Here is a 15,107-nt window from a genome sequence, read left to right as displayed (position 1 = left end):
TGGTTGGGCAAGTGCGTTTGGCTTACTTTTGGGCTTTTCAAAAGTGAGCCGCTGTAAAAGCGGAACCCTAAGTGGCCGTTACCGCAGAAATGGATATGTACACGGTCCAACTGTGTTGACTGTCAGGCCGTCTTCGCAGGCAAGCCAGCTCCCACATTTGGGGCGCGGTGCGTCAGCTGGATCAGCGTCGGCTGTCAGGCCGTCACGGGAGCAAGCTCCCTCGCCACATCATTTGCCAGGGGCCTTTGCATGTATCAATTGATCCTCGGCGGTGCCCGTTCGGGTAAGAGCCGCCTGGCCGAAAAGCTTGCCGCAGAGAGCGGGCTTGCCGTCATTTATATCGCCACCAGCCAACCGCTCGACGGTGAGATGAGCGAGCGCGTCGCGCTGCACCGCCAGCGTCGTCCCGACCATTGGGGCCTGGTTGAAGAGCCCATCGACCTGGCGCGTGTGCTACAGGAAAACGCCGCCACTGATCGCTGCCTGCTGGTGGATTGCCTGACCTTATGGCTCACCAATCTTCTGATGCTCGAAGACCCGGCTCGCCTTGCATCCGAGCGTGATCAACTGTTGCAAACCCTGGCCTCGCTGCCGGGGGAGATCATTTTTGTCAGCAACGAGACCGGTCTGGGTGTCGTGCCGCTGGGCGAATTGACTCGCCGTTATGTGGATGAAGCCGGTTGGCTGCATCAAGCCTTGGCCGAGCAATGTCAGCGCGTTGTGCTGACGGTTGCCGGCCTGCCCCTGACTTTGAAAGGTACTGCGTTATGACCGATTCCTGGTGGCTCAACCCCTGCAAGGCGGTGGATACCACGACCCACGAACAGGCGCTGGCGCGTCAGCAGCAGTTGACCAAGCCCGCCGGTTCCCTCGGCCAGTTGGAGGCCCTGGCGGTGCGGCTGGCGGGTTTGCAGGGCCAGGTCAAACCGACGGTAGATCACCTGTGGATCGCGATTTTTGCCGGCGATCACGGTGTGGTCGCTGAAGGCGTGTCGGCATTTCCCCAAGAGGTCACCGGGCAGATGCTGCAAAACTTCGTCACCGGTGGCGCGGCGATCAGCGTGTTGGCGCGGCAACTGCAAGCGCAATTGGAGGTGATTGACCTCGGCACGGTCACGCCGTCCCTGGATTTGCCCGGCGTTCGTCACCTGAATATCGGTGCGGGCACGGCTAATTTCGTGCATGGCCCGGCGATGACCCAAGCCCAAGGGCAGTTGGCCTTGCAAGCTGGACGAGACAGCGCACGCCGTGCCCTGGAAAGCGGCGCGCAACTCTTTATCGGCGGTGAGATGGGCATCGGCAATACCACTGCCGCCAGTGCCTTGGCCTGCGCATTGCTGGATTGCCAGGTCACTGACCTCACAGGCCCTGGCACCGGTTTGAATGCCGCAGGGGTCAGCCACAAGGTCGCGGTCATCGAGCGCGCCCTGGGGTTGCACGCCGGTCAGCGCAGCGATGCGTTGCAAACCCTGTTCAATCTCGGCGGTTTTGAAATTGCTGCCTTGGTTGGCGCCTACCTGGCCTGCGCCCAGGAAGGCATCGTGGTGCTGGTGGATGGGTTCATCTGCAGCGTGGCCGCGATGGTGGCGGTGCGCTTGAACCCTGCGTGCCGCGAATGGTTGGTGTTCGGCCATCGGGGTGCCGAGCCGGGCCATCGCCATGTGCTGCACAGCCTCGATGCGCAACCGTTGCTGGAACTGGGCCTGCGCCTGGGCGAAGGCAGCGGCGCGGCGTTGGCGGTGCCTTTGTTGCGCCTGGCGTGTGCGCTGCACGGGCAGATGGCGACTTTCGCCGAAGCCGCCGTGGCGGACCGCCCCGCATGACCTTACGCCTGGACCTGCTGCGTCACGGCGAAACCGAACTGGGCGGAGGAGGCCTGCGTGGCAGCCTGGACGATGCGCTGACCGCCAACGGCTGGCGGCAGATGCGCGACGCAGTGGTGGGGCAGGGGCCGTGGGATAGGCTGATCAGCTCACCGCTGCAACGCTGCGCTCTGTTCGCCCAGGAGTTGGGGGCACAGCTCGATGTGCCGGTGACTCTGGAGGCCGATCTGCAAGAGCTGCACTTCGGCGCGTGGGAAGGGCAGAGTGCGGCCGCGTTGATGGACACCGATGCCCAAGGGCTGGGCTTGTTCTGGGCCAACCCCTATGAATTCACGCCGCCGGAAGGCGAGCCGGTCATCCAGTTTTCCGCGCGCGTGCTTGGCGCTGTCAGGCGGCTGCATCAGGCCTATGCTGGCCAGCGCGTGCTGTTGATCAGCCATGGCGGTGTAATGCGCCTGCTGCTGGCCCAGGCGCGAGGGTTGCCCCGTGAGCAACTGCTGAATGTCGAAGTGGGCCACGGTGCCCTGTTCGGCCTGCAGGTTGCGGCCGATGGCGTGTTGAAGGAAGGGCGCTGATGCTGCTGCCGTTCTGGATCGCCCTGCAATTTCTCAGCAGCCTGCCCATTCGCTTGCCGGGCATGCCGCAGCCTCAAGAGCTGGGCCGTTCGTTGCTGTTTTATCCGCTGGTAGGGTTGCTGTTCGGCGTGCTGTTATGGGGCCTCAACCAGGTGTTGCAGGGTACCCCGTTGCTGTTGCACGCCGCGTTGCTGCTCACCGCCTGGGTGCTGCTCAGCGGTGGCCTGCACCTGGACGGGCTGGCCGACAGCGCCGATGCCTGGTTGGGCGGTTTTGGCGACCGGGAGCGCACCCTCAGCATCATGAAAGACCCGCGCAGCGGCCCGATTGCGGTGGTCACCCTGGGGCTGGTGCTGCTGCTCAAGTTCAGCGCGTTGGTGGCGTTGATCGAACAACACAATGGCGCCGCCTTGATCCTGGCGCCTTTGATCGGACGTGCTTCGATGCTGGCGCTGTTTCTCACCACGCGCTATGTGCGGGCGGGCGGATTGGGCCAGGCACTGTCAGATCATCTGCCGCGAATTGTCGGCCAACAGGTGCTGATCCTCAGCGGGTTGGCCTGCATCCTGATCGGTGGTTTCAGCGGCGGCATCGCGGTGTTGCTGGCGGTCCTGTGTTTCGTGTGGCTGCGCCAGTTGATGGTCAAGCGTCTGGGCGGTACCACCGGCGACACTGCTGGCGCACTGCTGGAGCTGCTTGAAGTCGCGGTACTGGTCGGGCTGGCGCTGTAACGCTTTCTTGCAATTGATTAACTCCGGGTATATACACGCTCTATGCTTGCCTCCCAATGTTTATGCACCAACCTGCGACGTGCTGCCCGTGGCGTCAGCAGGCATTACGACGGCGCTCTCGACGGCTTCGGGATCAACGTTGCCCAGTATTCTCTATTGTGCAACCTGCAGCGTCTCGACCAGCCGAGCATTTCCAGCTTGGCGGACGCCATGGGCCTGGATCGCAGCACCCTGGGGCGCAACCTGCGCGTCCTGGAAGGTGAGGGGCTGGTGCAGTTGGTGGAGGGCGACGATTTGCGCAACCGCCTGGTGGTGTTGACTGACGCCGGCCATGAACGGCTAGGCGCTGCGTTGCCGGCGTGGGAAGCAGCGCAACAGAAACTGATTGATAAGCTCGGCGCCGAAAAGCGCGAAATGTTGTTGGCCTTGCTGGATGAACTTGCCTGAACGGCGGTTTGTTCGACTACAAGCGGGTATATACCCGCGAACGGAGAATAAGAAATGACCTCGATGTGGCGCACCAGTGGTTGGGTCCTTTTAGGCAGTGCGCTGATCCTGGCGCTGTCCTTGGGCGTACGGCATGGCTTTGGCCTGTTCCTGGCGCCGATGAGCAGCGAATTCGGTTGGGGGCGTGAAACCTTTGCCTTTGCTATCGCCTTGCAGAACCTGATCTGGGGCTTGGCGCAGCCATTTACCGGGGCCTTGGCCGACCGTTTCGGCGCGACCAAGGCGGTGTTTGTCGGCGGGGTGTTGTACGCCGTCGGCCTGGTGCTGATGGGCATGTCCGACTCTGCCTGGTCGCTGTCGTTGAGCGCAGGTTTGCTGATTGGTATTGGCCTGTCCGGCACCTCGTTCTCGGTGATTCTCGGCGTGGTTGGCCGCGCCGTAGCGCCGGAAAAACGCAGCATGGCCATGGGCATTGCTAGCGCCGCCGGCTCGTTCGGCCAGTTCGCCATGGTGCCCGGCACCCTGGGCCTGATTGGCTGGCTCGGCTGGTCGGCCGCCTTGCTGGCGCTGGGCTTGATGGTGGCGCTGATCCTGCCGCTGGTCGCCATGCTCAAGGACCGGCCGCTGGCGGTCACGGTAGGCCAGCAAACCCTGGGCGAAGCGCTGAAAGAGGCCTGCTCCCACTCCGGCTTCTGGCTGCTGTCCTTCGGCTTTTTTGTGTGCGGTTTCCAAGTAGTGTTCATCGGTGTGCACTTGCCGGCGTACCTGGTCGACCAGCACCTGCCGGCCACGGTGGGCACCACGGTGCTGGCCTTGATTGGCCTGTTCAACGTATTTGGCACCTACACGGCGGGTTGGCTCGGTGGCCGCATGTCCAAGCCGCGTCTGCTCACCGGCTTGTACCTGTTACGGGCGGTAGTGATTGTGTTGTTCCTGTGGGCGCCGGTCACCGAGGTCACGGCGTATCTGTTTGGCATGGCGATGGGATTCTTGTGGCTGTCCACGGTGCCGCTGACCAATGGCACCGTTGCGACCCTGTTTGGGGTGCGCAACCTCTCGATGCTCGGCGGGATTGTGTTCCTGTTCCACCAGCTTGGCTCGTTCCTCGGCGGGTGGCTGGGCGGGGTGGTCTATGATCGAACCGGTAGCTACGATTTGATCTGGCAGGTGGCAATTTTACTCAGCCTGCTCGCCGCCGCGCTGAATTGGCCGGTGCGTGAGCGGCCGGTGGCACGTATTCAGGCGCAGATGGAGGCGGCATGAGCATGACAGCGCGTCTTATGCTGGTGGCTGTGGGGATGGTGTTATTGCTGCTGGCCTGGTGGGGCTGGCATCAGGGCGGCCTGGCATTGATGCAACTGGGCATGGCGATCTGCTAAGTTGTGGGTCTGAACTGACTCAAGGACTTTTGACATGCAGATGCGCTGGCTCGCTGTACCCGTCCTGATGGCTATTGGCAGCGTGGCGATGGCCGCCAGTTGCCCACCGTTGCTTGCGGGCCAATTGCCCAAGCTGCGGGCCAAGGAATCCATCGACCTATGCCAGCAATTCGCTGGCAAGCCCTTGGTGATCGTTAACACAGCGAGCTTCTGCGGCTTTGCCCCACAGTTTAAAGGTCTGGAAGCGTTATATCAGCGCTACAAGGGCCAGGGCCTGGAAGTGATCGGCGTGCCGTCCGATGACTTCAAGCAGGAAGCCAAGACCGGGGAAGAAACCGCCAAGGTCTGCTACGTAAACTATGGCGTGACCTTCACCATGACCGAGCCGCAGAAGGTCAAGGGGCCGGATGCGGTGCACCTGTTCAAGGTGCTTGCACAGCAGGCCGACGCGGCGCCGAAGTGGAATTTCTACAAGTATGTGGTGGATCGCCAAGGCAATGTGGTTGCCAGTTTTTCCAGCCTGACCAAGCCGGACAGTCCGGAGCTGATCAAGGCGGTGGAACAGGCATTGGCTTCCAAACCCTGACCGCCAGCCAAACAAAAGCCCCGCCTCCTTCACAGGAGAGCGGGGCTTTTTTATACGACTGCGGTTAGAACTTGTAGGTCATGCCCAAGCCGAAACCGTTGGCGCTGTTTTCATACTTGGCGTTGTAGCTGGCCAATTGGTTGGAGCGTGAAATCTTGACGTCCTCTTCCTTCAGGTAGGAGTAGGCCAGGTCGATGGTCATGTTATCCATGACCTGGTAGCCCAGGCCCAGGCTGAAGATAGTACGGTCGCCGGTCGGGATGCGCGGTGAGCGATCCGTGTTGTTGGTAGGCGACTGGTCGAATGTCAGGCCGGTACGCAGTACCACCTGCTTGGTGAGCTGGTACGAGGTACCCACGGCGTAGGCCCAGGTGTCGTGCCAGTTCTGGTCTTCCTTGATTGTGCTGACCAGGCCTGGGGCAAGCGCGCCGCCAGTAGCGCCGCTGACGCCTTCGTTCTTGACGGTGATGTCTTTGAGGCGGCTCCAGCGTGTCCAGGTTGCACCGGCATAGAGTTTCCACGCGTCGGTCAGGTCTTGAGTGACGGACAGGTCGTAGGACTCAGGTGTGTCGATTTTCAGCGAGGCGTCATAGCGGTTGCTGCGCAGGAACGGCGAGGTCGCGGTCGGTGCGGTGACTTCGGTGTGGCCGTCCAGCTTGTAGCTGACCTTGGAGTGGTAGGTCAGGCCGACACGGGTGGTATCGGTGGCCTGGACCAGTACGCCGATGTTGAAGCCCAGCGCGGTGTCGTCACCCTTGATCTTGATATTGGTGTCTGGCGCGCGAGGGTTCAGCGTCAGGTCCGATTCCAGGGTACCGGCGATGCGGTTGATGGTCGGGCCAAAACCCACGGAAACGCGATCGTTGAAGGCGTAGCTGACAGTCGGTTGCAAGGTGATGACTTTCACTTCGCTCTTGCTGCCAAAGCCACGGCCCTGGAAGCCGCTTTCGTAGTCGGTCACCAGGCCGAACGGCGCATAGACGCCGAAGCCGACAGCCCACTGGTCGTTAAGTTTATTGGTGTAGAAACCGAAAGGAACGGCGGTGAAAGGCACCATATCGCCTTTGTTGCTGCCAGCGGAGCGGCCGCTGACATTGCTGATATCGGTGGAGGCATCAATGGCTGCAACGCCACCGGTGATCTGTTGGCCTTCCAGACGTGCCATACCGGCAGGGTTACCGAACACAGTACTCGCATCATCGGCAGAAGAAGAGCGACCTGCGAAACCGGTACCCATCCCGCTCACGCTCTGTTCGTTGAGCGCAAAGCCGCTGGCGAACAGTTGGGAGGATGCCATGGCAACGGCGAGGCTAAGTGTGGTCTTGAGCATTACTTTTTTCATTATTAGAACTCCGTGTGATCACCGCTGCGGAAAGTATCAATAAATTTCACATCGCGCTATAGGCTGTAATGCGGGAGATAGAGCGTTTTTGTAGGACAATCAGACCAAAATCGCCGTTTTTTGGCGAATCTTGCAATTTGCCCGGTCAGCAAGCTGCCTGTTTCATTGGGATTACACAGGTTTGCCAGGCTTGGGTGAAATCTCGCAGGCGGCCTTGGGGGTGGAATATTTCTTTCCAGATACGCGCCATGGCCAGTACATCGCCGGGCGCGGGAAGGGCAGGACGATGTTGTTCCACCAGCAACCAGGCGATCGCGGTGGCGTAGCGCAGGTTTACCGTCAGCTCCAACTGGGGCGCGCTGAGGAACGCATGTTGGCTGGCCAGCCCGCGCACCAGGCTGGCGCGTTCCGGGTCCAGCGCCAGGTAGTTATCCCAGAGGGCGCGGTGGCGTGGTTCGGTGATGCTGTAGAGGCCATGGCCGCGGCGGTCATGCAGCGCCGAGCCCAGTTCTGACTGGCTAGCGGCAATGCCCAGCAGCAGGGATTCGGCTGTCGAGCTGTGGCGGCCGAGGTACATCAGCGTCGGCCTGATCACATAACGACACAATTCACTGGCGGCAATACCCATACGAGCCTCAGTCCTTGCAAAGAGTGGACGAGCCTGAGAAGGGGGGCTTGGCAGCGGTGAATCGGATCTCAGGCCCGTCGTAAGCGGATCACGCCGCTTGAGTTGAAGTGTAGTGTCATATTCACGATGTAAAGGACTGTTTTTAAAACATCTTCTGCAACTGGTTATAACGTTTATATCCATTTGTACTTAGCCCGGCGAACTCAGGGCCAAATTCCAGGCAATAAAAAACCCTGTTATTCAAACAGGGTTTTTGAGGTTTCAGCGACGCGGGTCGATCAGGCAGTCAGTGCCTGACGGGTACGATCGATCACGGCCTGCAGCGGTTCTGCGCTGGAGTATTGATCGGGGTACAGGCGTTCGCTGTGACGAGCGATGCCGTGTTCGTTGACCAGGGTGAAGCTGAAGCAGCCTTTGCGAGCGGCCATGATCAGGCAGTTCATTGGGGCAAAAGCGTTGGTGAGGGTGCGAATGGCATCCTGAGTGTGGATTTGAGCGTTCATATTATTGGTGTTCCTACAAATGACACGGATAAGAACCGTGCAACGTTAAAACGTTCCAGTAACGCTGATCACCATTGATCAAACGAAGAACCCGACTGGAACAAAGCAGCCAGTTTGAAGCGCAATTAAATTTGGCGCGCTTGGGCTGGCAGGTAGGTACTTAGGAGGGCAGGCAACACAACAAGGGCAAAGGTTCTGGGCCCAGGGTGGAGATCCTGATCAATTTGCAGGTTGGTTCGGTCAGAGTATTGGAACTTCGCGCCACCCTTTGCTTGTTCAAAGGCAGTGTCGTCGCAAGGAATACCTGGAAACCATCGAGGTGGCCGATCCCATGTGGTTCAGGGGACGTGTTCGACCAGAATTGACTTTCAGCTTGGTACTAACGCCGCGGATAGTAACGGATTGAAACAGGGAAGGGAAGGCCGATTGCAAAAAAACTTCGTTCAGCCGCCGAGTAACTCGCAATAGACCAGCACGGTCATGGATGCGGCCAAGGCACAGCCCAGACCGTAGGCGGCGAGCGTCAGCCGCAAGGACTGGCCGGTCTCGATCATGCGGATCACATCGCCCATGTCGTTAATTCTGCCATCACTGAGTTCGATGCACAGAATCACGGCGGTAAAGGCGGCCGATAGCAGGATAGCAATAGCAAACAGTGCGCCGTCCGGCGAGGGGAGCGCGGCATTGATCCCAAGCGAGGTCGCGCAGATGGCCAGCAGCAGCCCGGCGAATAACAGAATTCCTTTCATCGGCCCTACTGGTTTGCATTGGCGGTGGCGCAGTGTGGCGAGCCGAGGCAGATTTGAAAAGCCCTCGGGTTTGCGCGCTTAGTAACATGTTTAACCGGTGTTGAATCAAAAAACGCCGACGATATAACCAGCCGATCGGGACTTGTGCACATTTGTGGCCAAGGGTGTAACCCTGCTGCCACGGGTGTGCAAGTGCGCCCATTTGCCTGTAATCAAAATTTAAGTCAATGAAAAATCTCGCTTTTTTTTATTGGTGAAAAAATCGTCAGTTTGACCGCGGCCCCCGTTCCATGGGGCTTTGCGCCTGTTCAAGGGGGGTTGTCCACTGAGTTATCCACAGCTTCTGTGGATTGTCCCGAGCGCTTGCTCTAGGACGGGCGTGCACGGTTTTTTCAGCTTTACCTGTACGAAAAAAAGAGTAGAGTGGCGCGCCTTCCGTTCTGCCCCACAGTGCTTTATGAAGTTTCGCTCAGTATCACCTTCTGTTACCGACACGCCCCAAACTGTTACCGCGCCCAAGCGTTTTTCCTTGAAGGTTGCTTTGTGGCTGCTCGACAGCCCGCGCCTGGGGCAGAGCAACAATATCAAGCATCTCGCCGGACGCTTGCTCAAGCAGCCCGCCCGCGAAGGCGTGGTGGCCGCTCAGAGCCGTCTTGGCCAACTGATGTGCCGCGAGTGCGGAAATGCCCGTGACCGGCGCATCGGCCACGATTTGTTGCGTTCGGCTGCTCGCGCCGGCGACCGTCGCGCCCAGCGCGAACTGGGGCAGGTCGAAGACTGAGCTGTCCTCCGGCCTTAGGCTTGGTTACCCTTGATCTTTTTCGGTGATGGCAGAAATGGCTATGGTGTTTGACTGGACCAGTATCGCCTTGGGTCTTGTGGGCGCAGCCGTGCCGCTACTGGCGCTGTGCTGGCAACTCCAGCGGCGCCTGACCGCACGCACCACCGGTTGGGAGTTGCTGGAAGAACGCCTGGCAACCGCGCAACTGGCCCAGGAAGGGCTCGCCGCGCAACTGGACGCCAGTCGCGATGAGATCAGTGACCTCAGCCAGGCCAATGCCGCCAAACAAGCCGACCTGGCGGCGCTGCGCCGTGAAGTCGAGCTGTTGCAGATTGACCGCGATAACGCCCGCGATGCCGCGCACGCCTGGAACCTCGACCGTAGCGCCAAGGAAACCGAACTGCGTCGCCTCGACGCCTTGGCCGCGGCCCTGAGCGCCGAATTGCGTGAGCAGCAAGAGAGTCATCAGCAACGCCTCACCGACCTGCAAGGCTCACGAGACGAACTGCGTGCGCAATTTGCCGAGCTGGCCGGCAAGATCTTCGACGAGCGTGAGCAACGCTTCGCCGAAACCAGTCAGGAGCGCCTGGGCCAACTTCTGGACCCGCTCAAGGAACGTATCCAGTCCTTCGAGAAGCGTGTCGAAGAAAGCTATCAGAACGAAGCCCGTGAGCGCTTTTCCCTCGCCAAAGAGCTTGAGCGCCTACAGCAATTGAACCTGCGTCTGTCGGACGAAGCCACTAACCTGACCCGCGCTCTCAAGGGCCAGAAAACCCAGGGTAACTGGGGTGAGCTGATTCTTGAACGAGTGCTGGAACACGCGGGCCTGGAGAAGGGCCGTGAGTACCAGACCCAGGTCAGCCTCAAAGGCCCGGATGGCGAGCGTTTCCAGCCCGATGTGCTGATCATGTTGCCGGGCGACAAGCAGGTGGTGGTCGACTCCAAGGTCAGCTTGACCGCCTATCAACAGTACGTGGCGGCGGATGACGAGGTGATTGGCCAGGCCGCGTTGAAGCAACACGTGCTGTCCCTGCGTAATCATGTCAAAGGCTTGGCCGGCAAGGACTACAAGCGCCTGGAGGGTTTGCACAGCCTGGATTTCGTCCTGCTGTTCGTACCGATCGAGGCTGCCTTTTCTGCGGCATTGCAGGCCGAGCCCAACCTGTTCCAGGAAGCCTTCGACCGCCATATCGTAATCGTCAGTCCCACGACCTTGCTCGCCACCCTGCGCGTGATCGACAGCCTGTGGAAGCAGGAGCGCCAGAGCCAGAACGCGCGGGAAATTGCCGAGCGTGCCGGCTGGCTGTATGACAAGTTCGTGTTGTTTATCCAGGACCTGGACGAAGTGGGCAACCGGCTACAACAGTTGGACAAGGCCTACAGCGCGGCGCGCAACAAGCTGACGGATGGGCGTGGGAACCTGGTCAGCCGTACCGAGCAGCTAAGGTTGCTCGGCGCCCGCGCCAGTAAGAGCTTGCCGGCGGATCTGCTGGAGCGGGCGATGACCGATTCGGATGGCGTGGCGCATCTCCCGGAATAATAAATAGGAGTCTAAATTGCTCCCACAAATAGCTCGAATACAGCCCCGTTACAGGGGCAGATGTCTGCTCAACAGCGCCCGCAACGCCGCCGGCTTCACCGGTTTGGCCAAGTAATCCAACCCCGCCCCGTGCACCTCGGCCACCATCTCCGGTCGCCCATCGGCACTGATCACCACACCGGGAATCGGCTCGGCCAGTTGCGCACGCAGCCAGCCCATCAACTCGGTACCGGTTTCGCCGTGGTCCAGGTGGTAATCCACCAACGCCAGTTGCGGGCGGATACCGTCGGCCAGCAGTGCCGCGCATTCGGCCTGGTTGGCGGCCGTCCAGACTTCACAGCCCCAGCGCGTTAGCAGGCTGCGCATGCCGATCAGGATGCTGTCTTCGTTATCCACGCATAGCACCCGTGCGCCACTCAAGGGCAGGCCGGTTTCTGTGGGCGGCTTGGGTTGCACGCTGGCCTGGTTGCGGGCCAGCGGCACGCACACGCTGAAGACGCTGCCTTTGCCCGGCCAGGAGCGCACGCTCAGGCGATGGCCCAGCACGCGGCACAGACCGTCGGCAATCGCCAGGCCCAGGCCCAGGCCCTTTTCGGCACGGGTCTGGTGGCTGTCCAGGCGCTTGAACTCTTCGAAGATCACCTTTTGTTTATCCGGCGCAATGCCAGGGCCGCGGTCCCAGACCTCCAGGCAGAGTTCGCCCTTGCGGCGACGTACGCCTAGCAGCACCGGGCCGTCGGCATAACGGAAGGCATTGGTCAGAAAGTTCTGCAAAATTCGCCGTAAAAGTTTGATATCGCTGTCGACCCGCAAACGGCTGCCGCGCCAGCGGAAGCGCAAGTGTTGATCCTGGGCCAGCGCCTTGAATTCTGCACCCAGGGTGTCGAACAACTCGTTGAGGACAAAGGGCTGGCGTTGTGGATTGATCTTGCCGTTTTCCAGGCGCGAAATATCCAGCAAATCACTGATCAAGTCTTCAGCCGAGCGCAGCGAGCTGTCCAGGTGCTGCACCAATTGCCGTGCCTCACTGGACAGGCCATCGGTCTGGTGGGAGAGGGCGGCGGAAAACAGCCGCGCAGCGTTCAGCGGTTGCATCAGGTCATGGCTCACGGCCGCCAGGAACCGCGTCTTCGACTGGCTGGCGGATTCGGCCACGCCCTTGGCGTCGGTGAGGGCCACGTTCAGTTGCGAGAGTTCATGGGTGCGCTCGGTCACCCGCTGCTCCAGGCCCTCGTTGGCTTCGGTCAGTGCTTGTTCGGCTTCGCGGAAGGCGGTGATGTCGGTGAAGCTCATGACAAACCCGCCGCCGGGCATCGGGTTGCCGATCAACTCGATCACCCGGCCATTGGGGAACAAGCGCTCGGAGGTGTGCGCACGCCCCTGGCGCATCCAGTGCAGGCGACGCGCCACGTGCACTTGCGCTTCGCCAGGGCCACACAGGCCGCGCTCGGCGTTGTAGCGAATGATGTCTGCAATGGGCCGGCCGACGCTGATCAAGCCGTCCGGGTAGTTGAACAGTTCCAGGTAACGCCGGTTCCAGGCCACCAGCTTGAGCGACTGGTCCACCACGCTGATGCCCTGGGTGATGTTCTCGATGGCGCCTTGCAGTAGGGCGCGGTTGAACTGCAGCACTTCCGAGGCTTCGTCGGCGATACGGACAACGTCCTCCAGTTGCATTTCCCGCCCTTCGATTGCCGCTTTCACCACCGCCCGCGTCGAGGAGGCCCCGAGTACGCCGGCCAGCAAGCGTTCGGTGTGGGCGATCCAATCGTTATCGGCATTCTGGTTGGGGTTGAAGCCTTTGCCTTGGCGGTAGGCGAAGCGAATAAAGCTCTGCTGGGCCCGTTCTTCCCCGACGAAGCGCGCCGCGAGGCTGAGCAGGTCGCTGATCTGCACCGACAGCATGGAGCGCGCACTCGCACGCTGGTTGATTTCCTGGCCGATAAAACGGCCTGCCTGCCAGTGCTCGGAAACCCGTGTGCGCGACAGCATCGACACCCACACGAAGAGGGTGAAATTCCCCGCCAGGGAGAACACGGTGCCCAAGGTCAGCGACGTGACCGACAGCCCGAACGGGTGGGAATGCATCCAGGTCAGGCCGGGGAAAAGGCTGAGCGACCAGCCCAGACTTTTCGCCGTCACTGGCAAGACCAAGGTGTAGAACCACAGGAAGGTACCGGCGGCCAAACCGGCAAACACCCCACGCCGGTTGGCCTGCTTCCAATAGAGTGCGCCGAGCATCGCTGGGGCCAGTTGGGTCACAGCGGCAAAGGCGATCTGGCCGATGGTCGCCAGGCTGGCAGTGGAGCCCAGCAAGCGGTAGCTCACGTACGCCAGCAGCAGGATGATCACAATGCTCACCCGGCGAACCGACAGCATCCAGTGGCGAAAGACTTCGAATGGCCGCTCGGCGCTGGATCGGCGCAACAGCCACGGCAGCAGCATATCGTTGGAGACCATCGTCGACAGTGCAATGCTCGCCACGATCACCATGCCAGTGGCCGCTGATGCACCGCCAATGAATGCCAGCACGGCGAGGGCAGGATGGGCCTCGGCCATTGGCAGGCTGATCACATAGGAGTCCGGCAGCACCGAGCTGGGCAACAGCATCTTGCCGCCCAAGGCGATGGGCACCACGAACAGTGCCGCGAGGATCAAATAAGCCGGGAACACCCACTTGGCCAGGCGCAAATCCTGGGGGTCGATGTTCTCCACCACCGTCACATGAAATTGTCGCGGCAGGCAGATGATCGCCATCATGGCGACGCCGGTCTGTACCACCATCGAAGGCCAGTTGATGGTCTCTTTCCAGTATTCCTCCAGGCGCGGGGCGAGCATGGCCTGGCTGAACAGATCGCCGAAACCGTCGTACAAGCCGTAGGTGACAAACGCACCGACGGCGAGAAAAGCGAACAGCTTGACCAGCGACTCAAACGCAATCGCCAGCACCATGCCGCGGTGGTGTTCGGTGGCGTCGAGGTTGCGTGTGCCGAACACGATGGTAAACAGCGCCAGCACCAGCGACACGATCAAGGCCGTGTCCTGGGCGCGGGTGCCGGTGGTGTCGGGGCCGGCGCCGATCAGCAGGTTCACGCCCAGCACAATGCCTTTGAGCTGCAGCGCGATATAGGGCAGCACGCCCACCAGGCAAATAAGTGCCACCACCACCGCCAGGGACTGGGACTTGCCGTAGCGGGCAGCGATAAAGTCGGCGATGGAGGTAATGTTTTCCTGCTTGCTGATCAGGATCATCTTCTGCAGCACCCAGGGTGCCAGCACCAGCAACAGCACAGGTCCCAGGTAGATCGGCAAGAATGCCCACAGTTGTTCGGCGGCTTGGCCTACGGCGCCGAAGAAGGTCCAACTGGTGCAGTACACCGCCAGTGACAGGCTATACACCCAGGCACGCACGCGCGGTGGCAGCGGCGCATGGCGGCGGTCACCGTAAAAGGCGATGGCAAACATAGTGGCCATATAGGCCAGGGCAACGGCGGCGATCAGCCCGCTGGACAGCGTCATGGTAACTCCGAGCATAAGAACACCCGGGCATTCCAGGCCCGGTTGGACAGTCTCGCATGATGCCTGGTGTTAGTCAGTGTCGACCAAGGTCGTGTGGGATCGAATGTCGCAGGTGGCGCTCAGCGTGGCGGCAGGGTTTTCTGGCGCAGGATGTAGATCGTCACCAGCACCGCACTGGTCAGCATAAAGCCCCGTGCCCATGGCAGCGGCACCAGGTAGCAGGAAATCGAGATGCTCAACCACATCAAGCCAATGGCGTAGACCTTGCCTTTGAGCGGGATGCCATTGCCGTCCAGGTAATCGCGCACCCAGGGCCCCAGGCGCGGGTGTTCCACCAGCCAGTGGTAGAAGCGCGGGGAGCTGCGAGCGAAACAGGCGGCGGCGAGTAACAGGAAGGGCGTGGTCGGCAGCACAGGTAGGAAAATGCCGATGACTCCCAGCGCTACGCTTAGCCAGCCGATGGCCAGCAGCGCGTAGCGCAGGAGCAGTGGACGGTTGCCCATG

General features: G+C 60.9%; 15 protein-coding genes. 9 read left to right on the top strand and 6 right to left on the bottom strand.

Features of this window, described 5'->3' with window-relative positions; all coding sequences use genetic code 11:
• Positions 1-249: 249 nt before the first annotated feature.
• From cobU to BMH52_RS06010, 7 genes are all read left to right on the top strand, one after another.
• Positions 250-771 (top strand): bifunctional adenosylcobinamide kinase/adenosylcobinamide-phosphate guanylyltransferase, encoded by a 522-nt coding sequence (cobU, locus tag BMH52_RS06040; RefSeq protein WP_019818435.1) that lies wholly within the window; start codon positions 250-252, stop codon positions 769-771.
• A complete protein-coding gene (cobT, locus tag BMH52_RS06035; RefSeq protein ID WP_073843163.1) occupies positions 768-1,823 on the top strand; it encodes a nicotinate-nucleotide--dimethylbenzimidazole phosphoribosyltransferase in 1,056 nt (351 codons plus the stop codon). The genes cobU and cobT overlap by 4 nt, the downstream gene beginning before the upstream one ends.
• Complete coding sequence (locus BMH52_RS06030) at positions 1,820-2,398, top strand: histidine phosphatase family protein (RefSeq protein WP_073843161.1); 579 nt, start codon at positions 1,820-1,822, stop codon at positions 2,396-2,398. The genes cobT and BMH52_RS06030 overlap by 4 nt, the downstream gene beginning before the upstream one ends.
• A 2-nt stretch (positions 2,399-2,400) precedes the next feature.
• Complete coding sequence (locus BMH52_RS06025; protein WP_032873566.1) at positions 2,401-3,129, top strand: adenosylcobinamide-GDP ribazoletransferase; 729 nt, start codon at positions 2,401-2,403, stop codon at positions 3,127-3,129.
• A 42-nt stretch (positions 3,130-3,171) separates the two neighbouring features.
• Positions 3,172-3,576, top strand: a complete 405-nt coding sequence (locus tag BMH52_RS06020) for a MarR family winged helix-turn-helix transcriptional regulator (RefSeq protein WP_014719383.1) — start codon at positions 3,172-3,174, stop codon at positions 3,574-3,576.
• A gap of 54 nt (positions 3,577-3,630) precedes the next feature.
• The gene (locus BMH52_RS06015) at positions 3,631-4,839 is read left to right on the top strand and encodes an MFS transporter (protein ID WP_014719382.1); all 1,209 of its coding nucleotides are present in this window, start codon (positions 3,631-3,633) and stop codon (positions 4,837-4,839) included.
• Positions 4,840-4,989: 150 nt separating this feature from the next.
• Positions 4,990-5,541, top strand: a complete 552-nt coding sequence (locus tag BMH52_RS06010; RefSeq protein ID WP_014719380.1) for a glutathione peroxidase — start codon at positions 4,990-4,992, stop codon at positions 5,539-5,541.
• Between the two features lie 64 nt (positions 5,542-5,605).
• On the opposite strand, the gene BMH52_RS06005 is transcribed toward BMH52_RS06010, so the two are convergent.
• From BMH52_RS06005 to BMH52_RS05985, 4 genes are all read right to left on the bottom strand, one after another.
• Positions 5,606-6,883 (bottom strand): OmpP1/FadL family transporter, encoded by a 1,278-nt coding sequence (locus BMH52_RS06005; RefSeq protein ID WP_003193026.1) that lies wholly within the window; start codon positions 6,881-6,883, stop codon positions 5,606-5,608.
• 145 nt (positions 6,884-7,028) lie between these two features.
• Entirely contained in the window at positions 7,029-7,511 is a 483-nt protein-coding gene (locus tag BMH52_RS06000) for a hypothetical protein (RefSeq protein WP_032903131.1), read from the bottom strand.
• Positions 7,512-7,789: 278 nt separating this feature from the next.
• Positions 7,790-8,014, bottom strand: coding sequence for a hypothetical protein (locus BMH52_RS05995; RefSeq protein WP_003193022.1), 225 nt, complete (start codon positions 8,012-8,014; stop codon positions 7,790-7,792).
• 443 nt (positions 8,015-8,457) lie between these two features.
• On the bottom strand, positions 8,458-8,763 hold the full coding sequence (locus BMH52_RS05985; RefSeq protein WP_014719378.1) for a hypothetical protein: 306 nt from the start codon (positions 8,761-8,763) through the stop codon (positions 8,458-8,460).
• Positions 8,764-9,220: 457 nt separating this feature from the next.
• Here BMH52_RS05985 and BMH52_RS05980 point away from each other — a divergent pair, with 457 nt between their 5' ends.
• Together BMH52_RS05980 and rmuC are read left to right on the top strand one after the other, a co-directional pair.
• Complete coding sequence (locus BMH52_RS05980) at positions 9,221-9,544, top strand: hypothetical protein (protein WP_014719377.1); 324 nt, start codon at positions 9,221-9,223, stop codon at positions 9,542-9,544.
• A 175-nt stretch (positions 9,545-9,719) separates the two neighbouring features.
• Positions 9,720-11,084, top strand: coding sequence for a DNA recombination protein RmuC (rmuC, locus tag BMH52_RS05975; RefSeq protein WP_169918249.1), 1,365 nt, complete (start codon positions 9,720-9,722; stop codon positions 11,082-11,084).
• 48 nt (positions 11,085-11,132) lie between these two features.
• Here the strand turns inward: rmuC and BMH52_RS05970 are convergent, their stop codons facing one another.
• Entirely contained in the window at positions 11,133-14,603 is a 3,471-nt protein-coding gene (locus BMH52_RS05970) for a PAS domain-containing hybrid sensor histidine kinase/response regulator (RefSeq protein WP_019818415.1), read from the bottom strand.
• Positions 14,604-14,722: 119 nt separating this feature from the next.
• On the bottom strand, positions 14,723-15,106 hold the full coding sequence (locus BMH52_RS05965) for a YbaN family protein (RefSeq protein ID WP_019818414.1): 384 nt from the start codon (positions 15,104-15,106) through the stop codon (positions 14,723-14,725).
• Position 15,107 lies beyond the last annotated feature (1 nt).

The sequence above is a fragment of the Pseudomonas sp. BTN1 genome, from assembly GCF_001907715.1.
Lineage (GTDB): Bacteria > Pseudomonadota > Gammaproteobacteria > Pseudomonadales > Pseudomonadaceae > Aquipseudomonas > Aquipseudomonas paracarnis.
The sequence above is the reverse complement of the archived record's forward strand: the minus strand, read 5'-3'. Positions and strand labels throughout refer to the sequence as shown.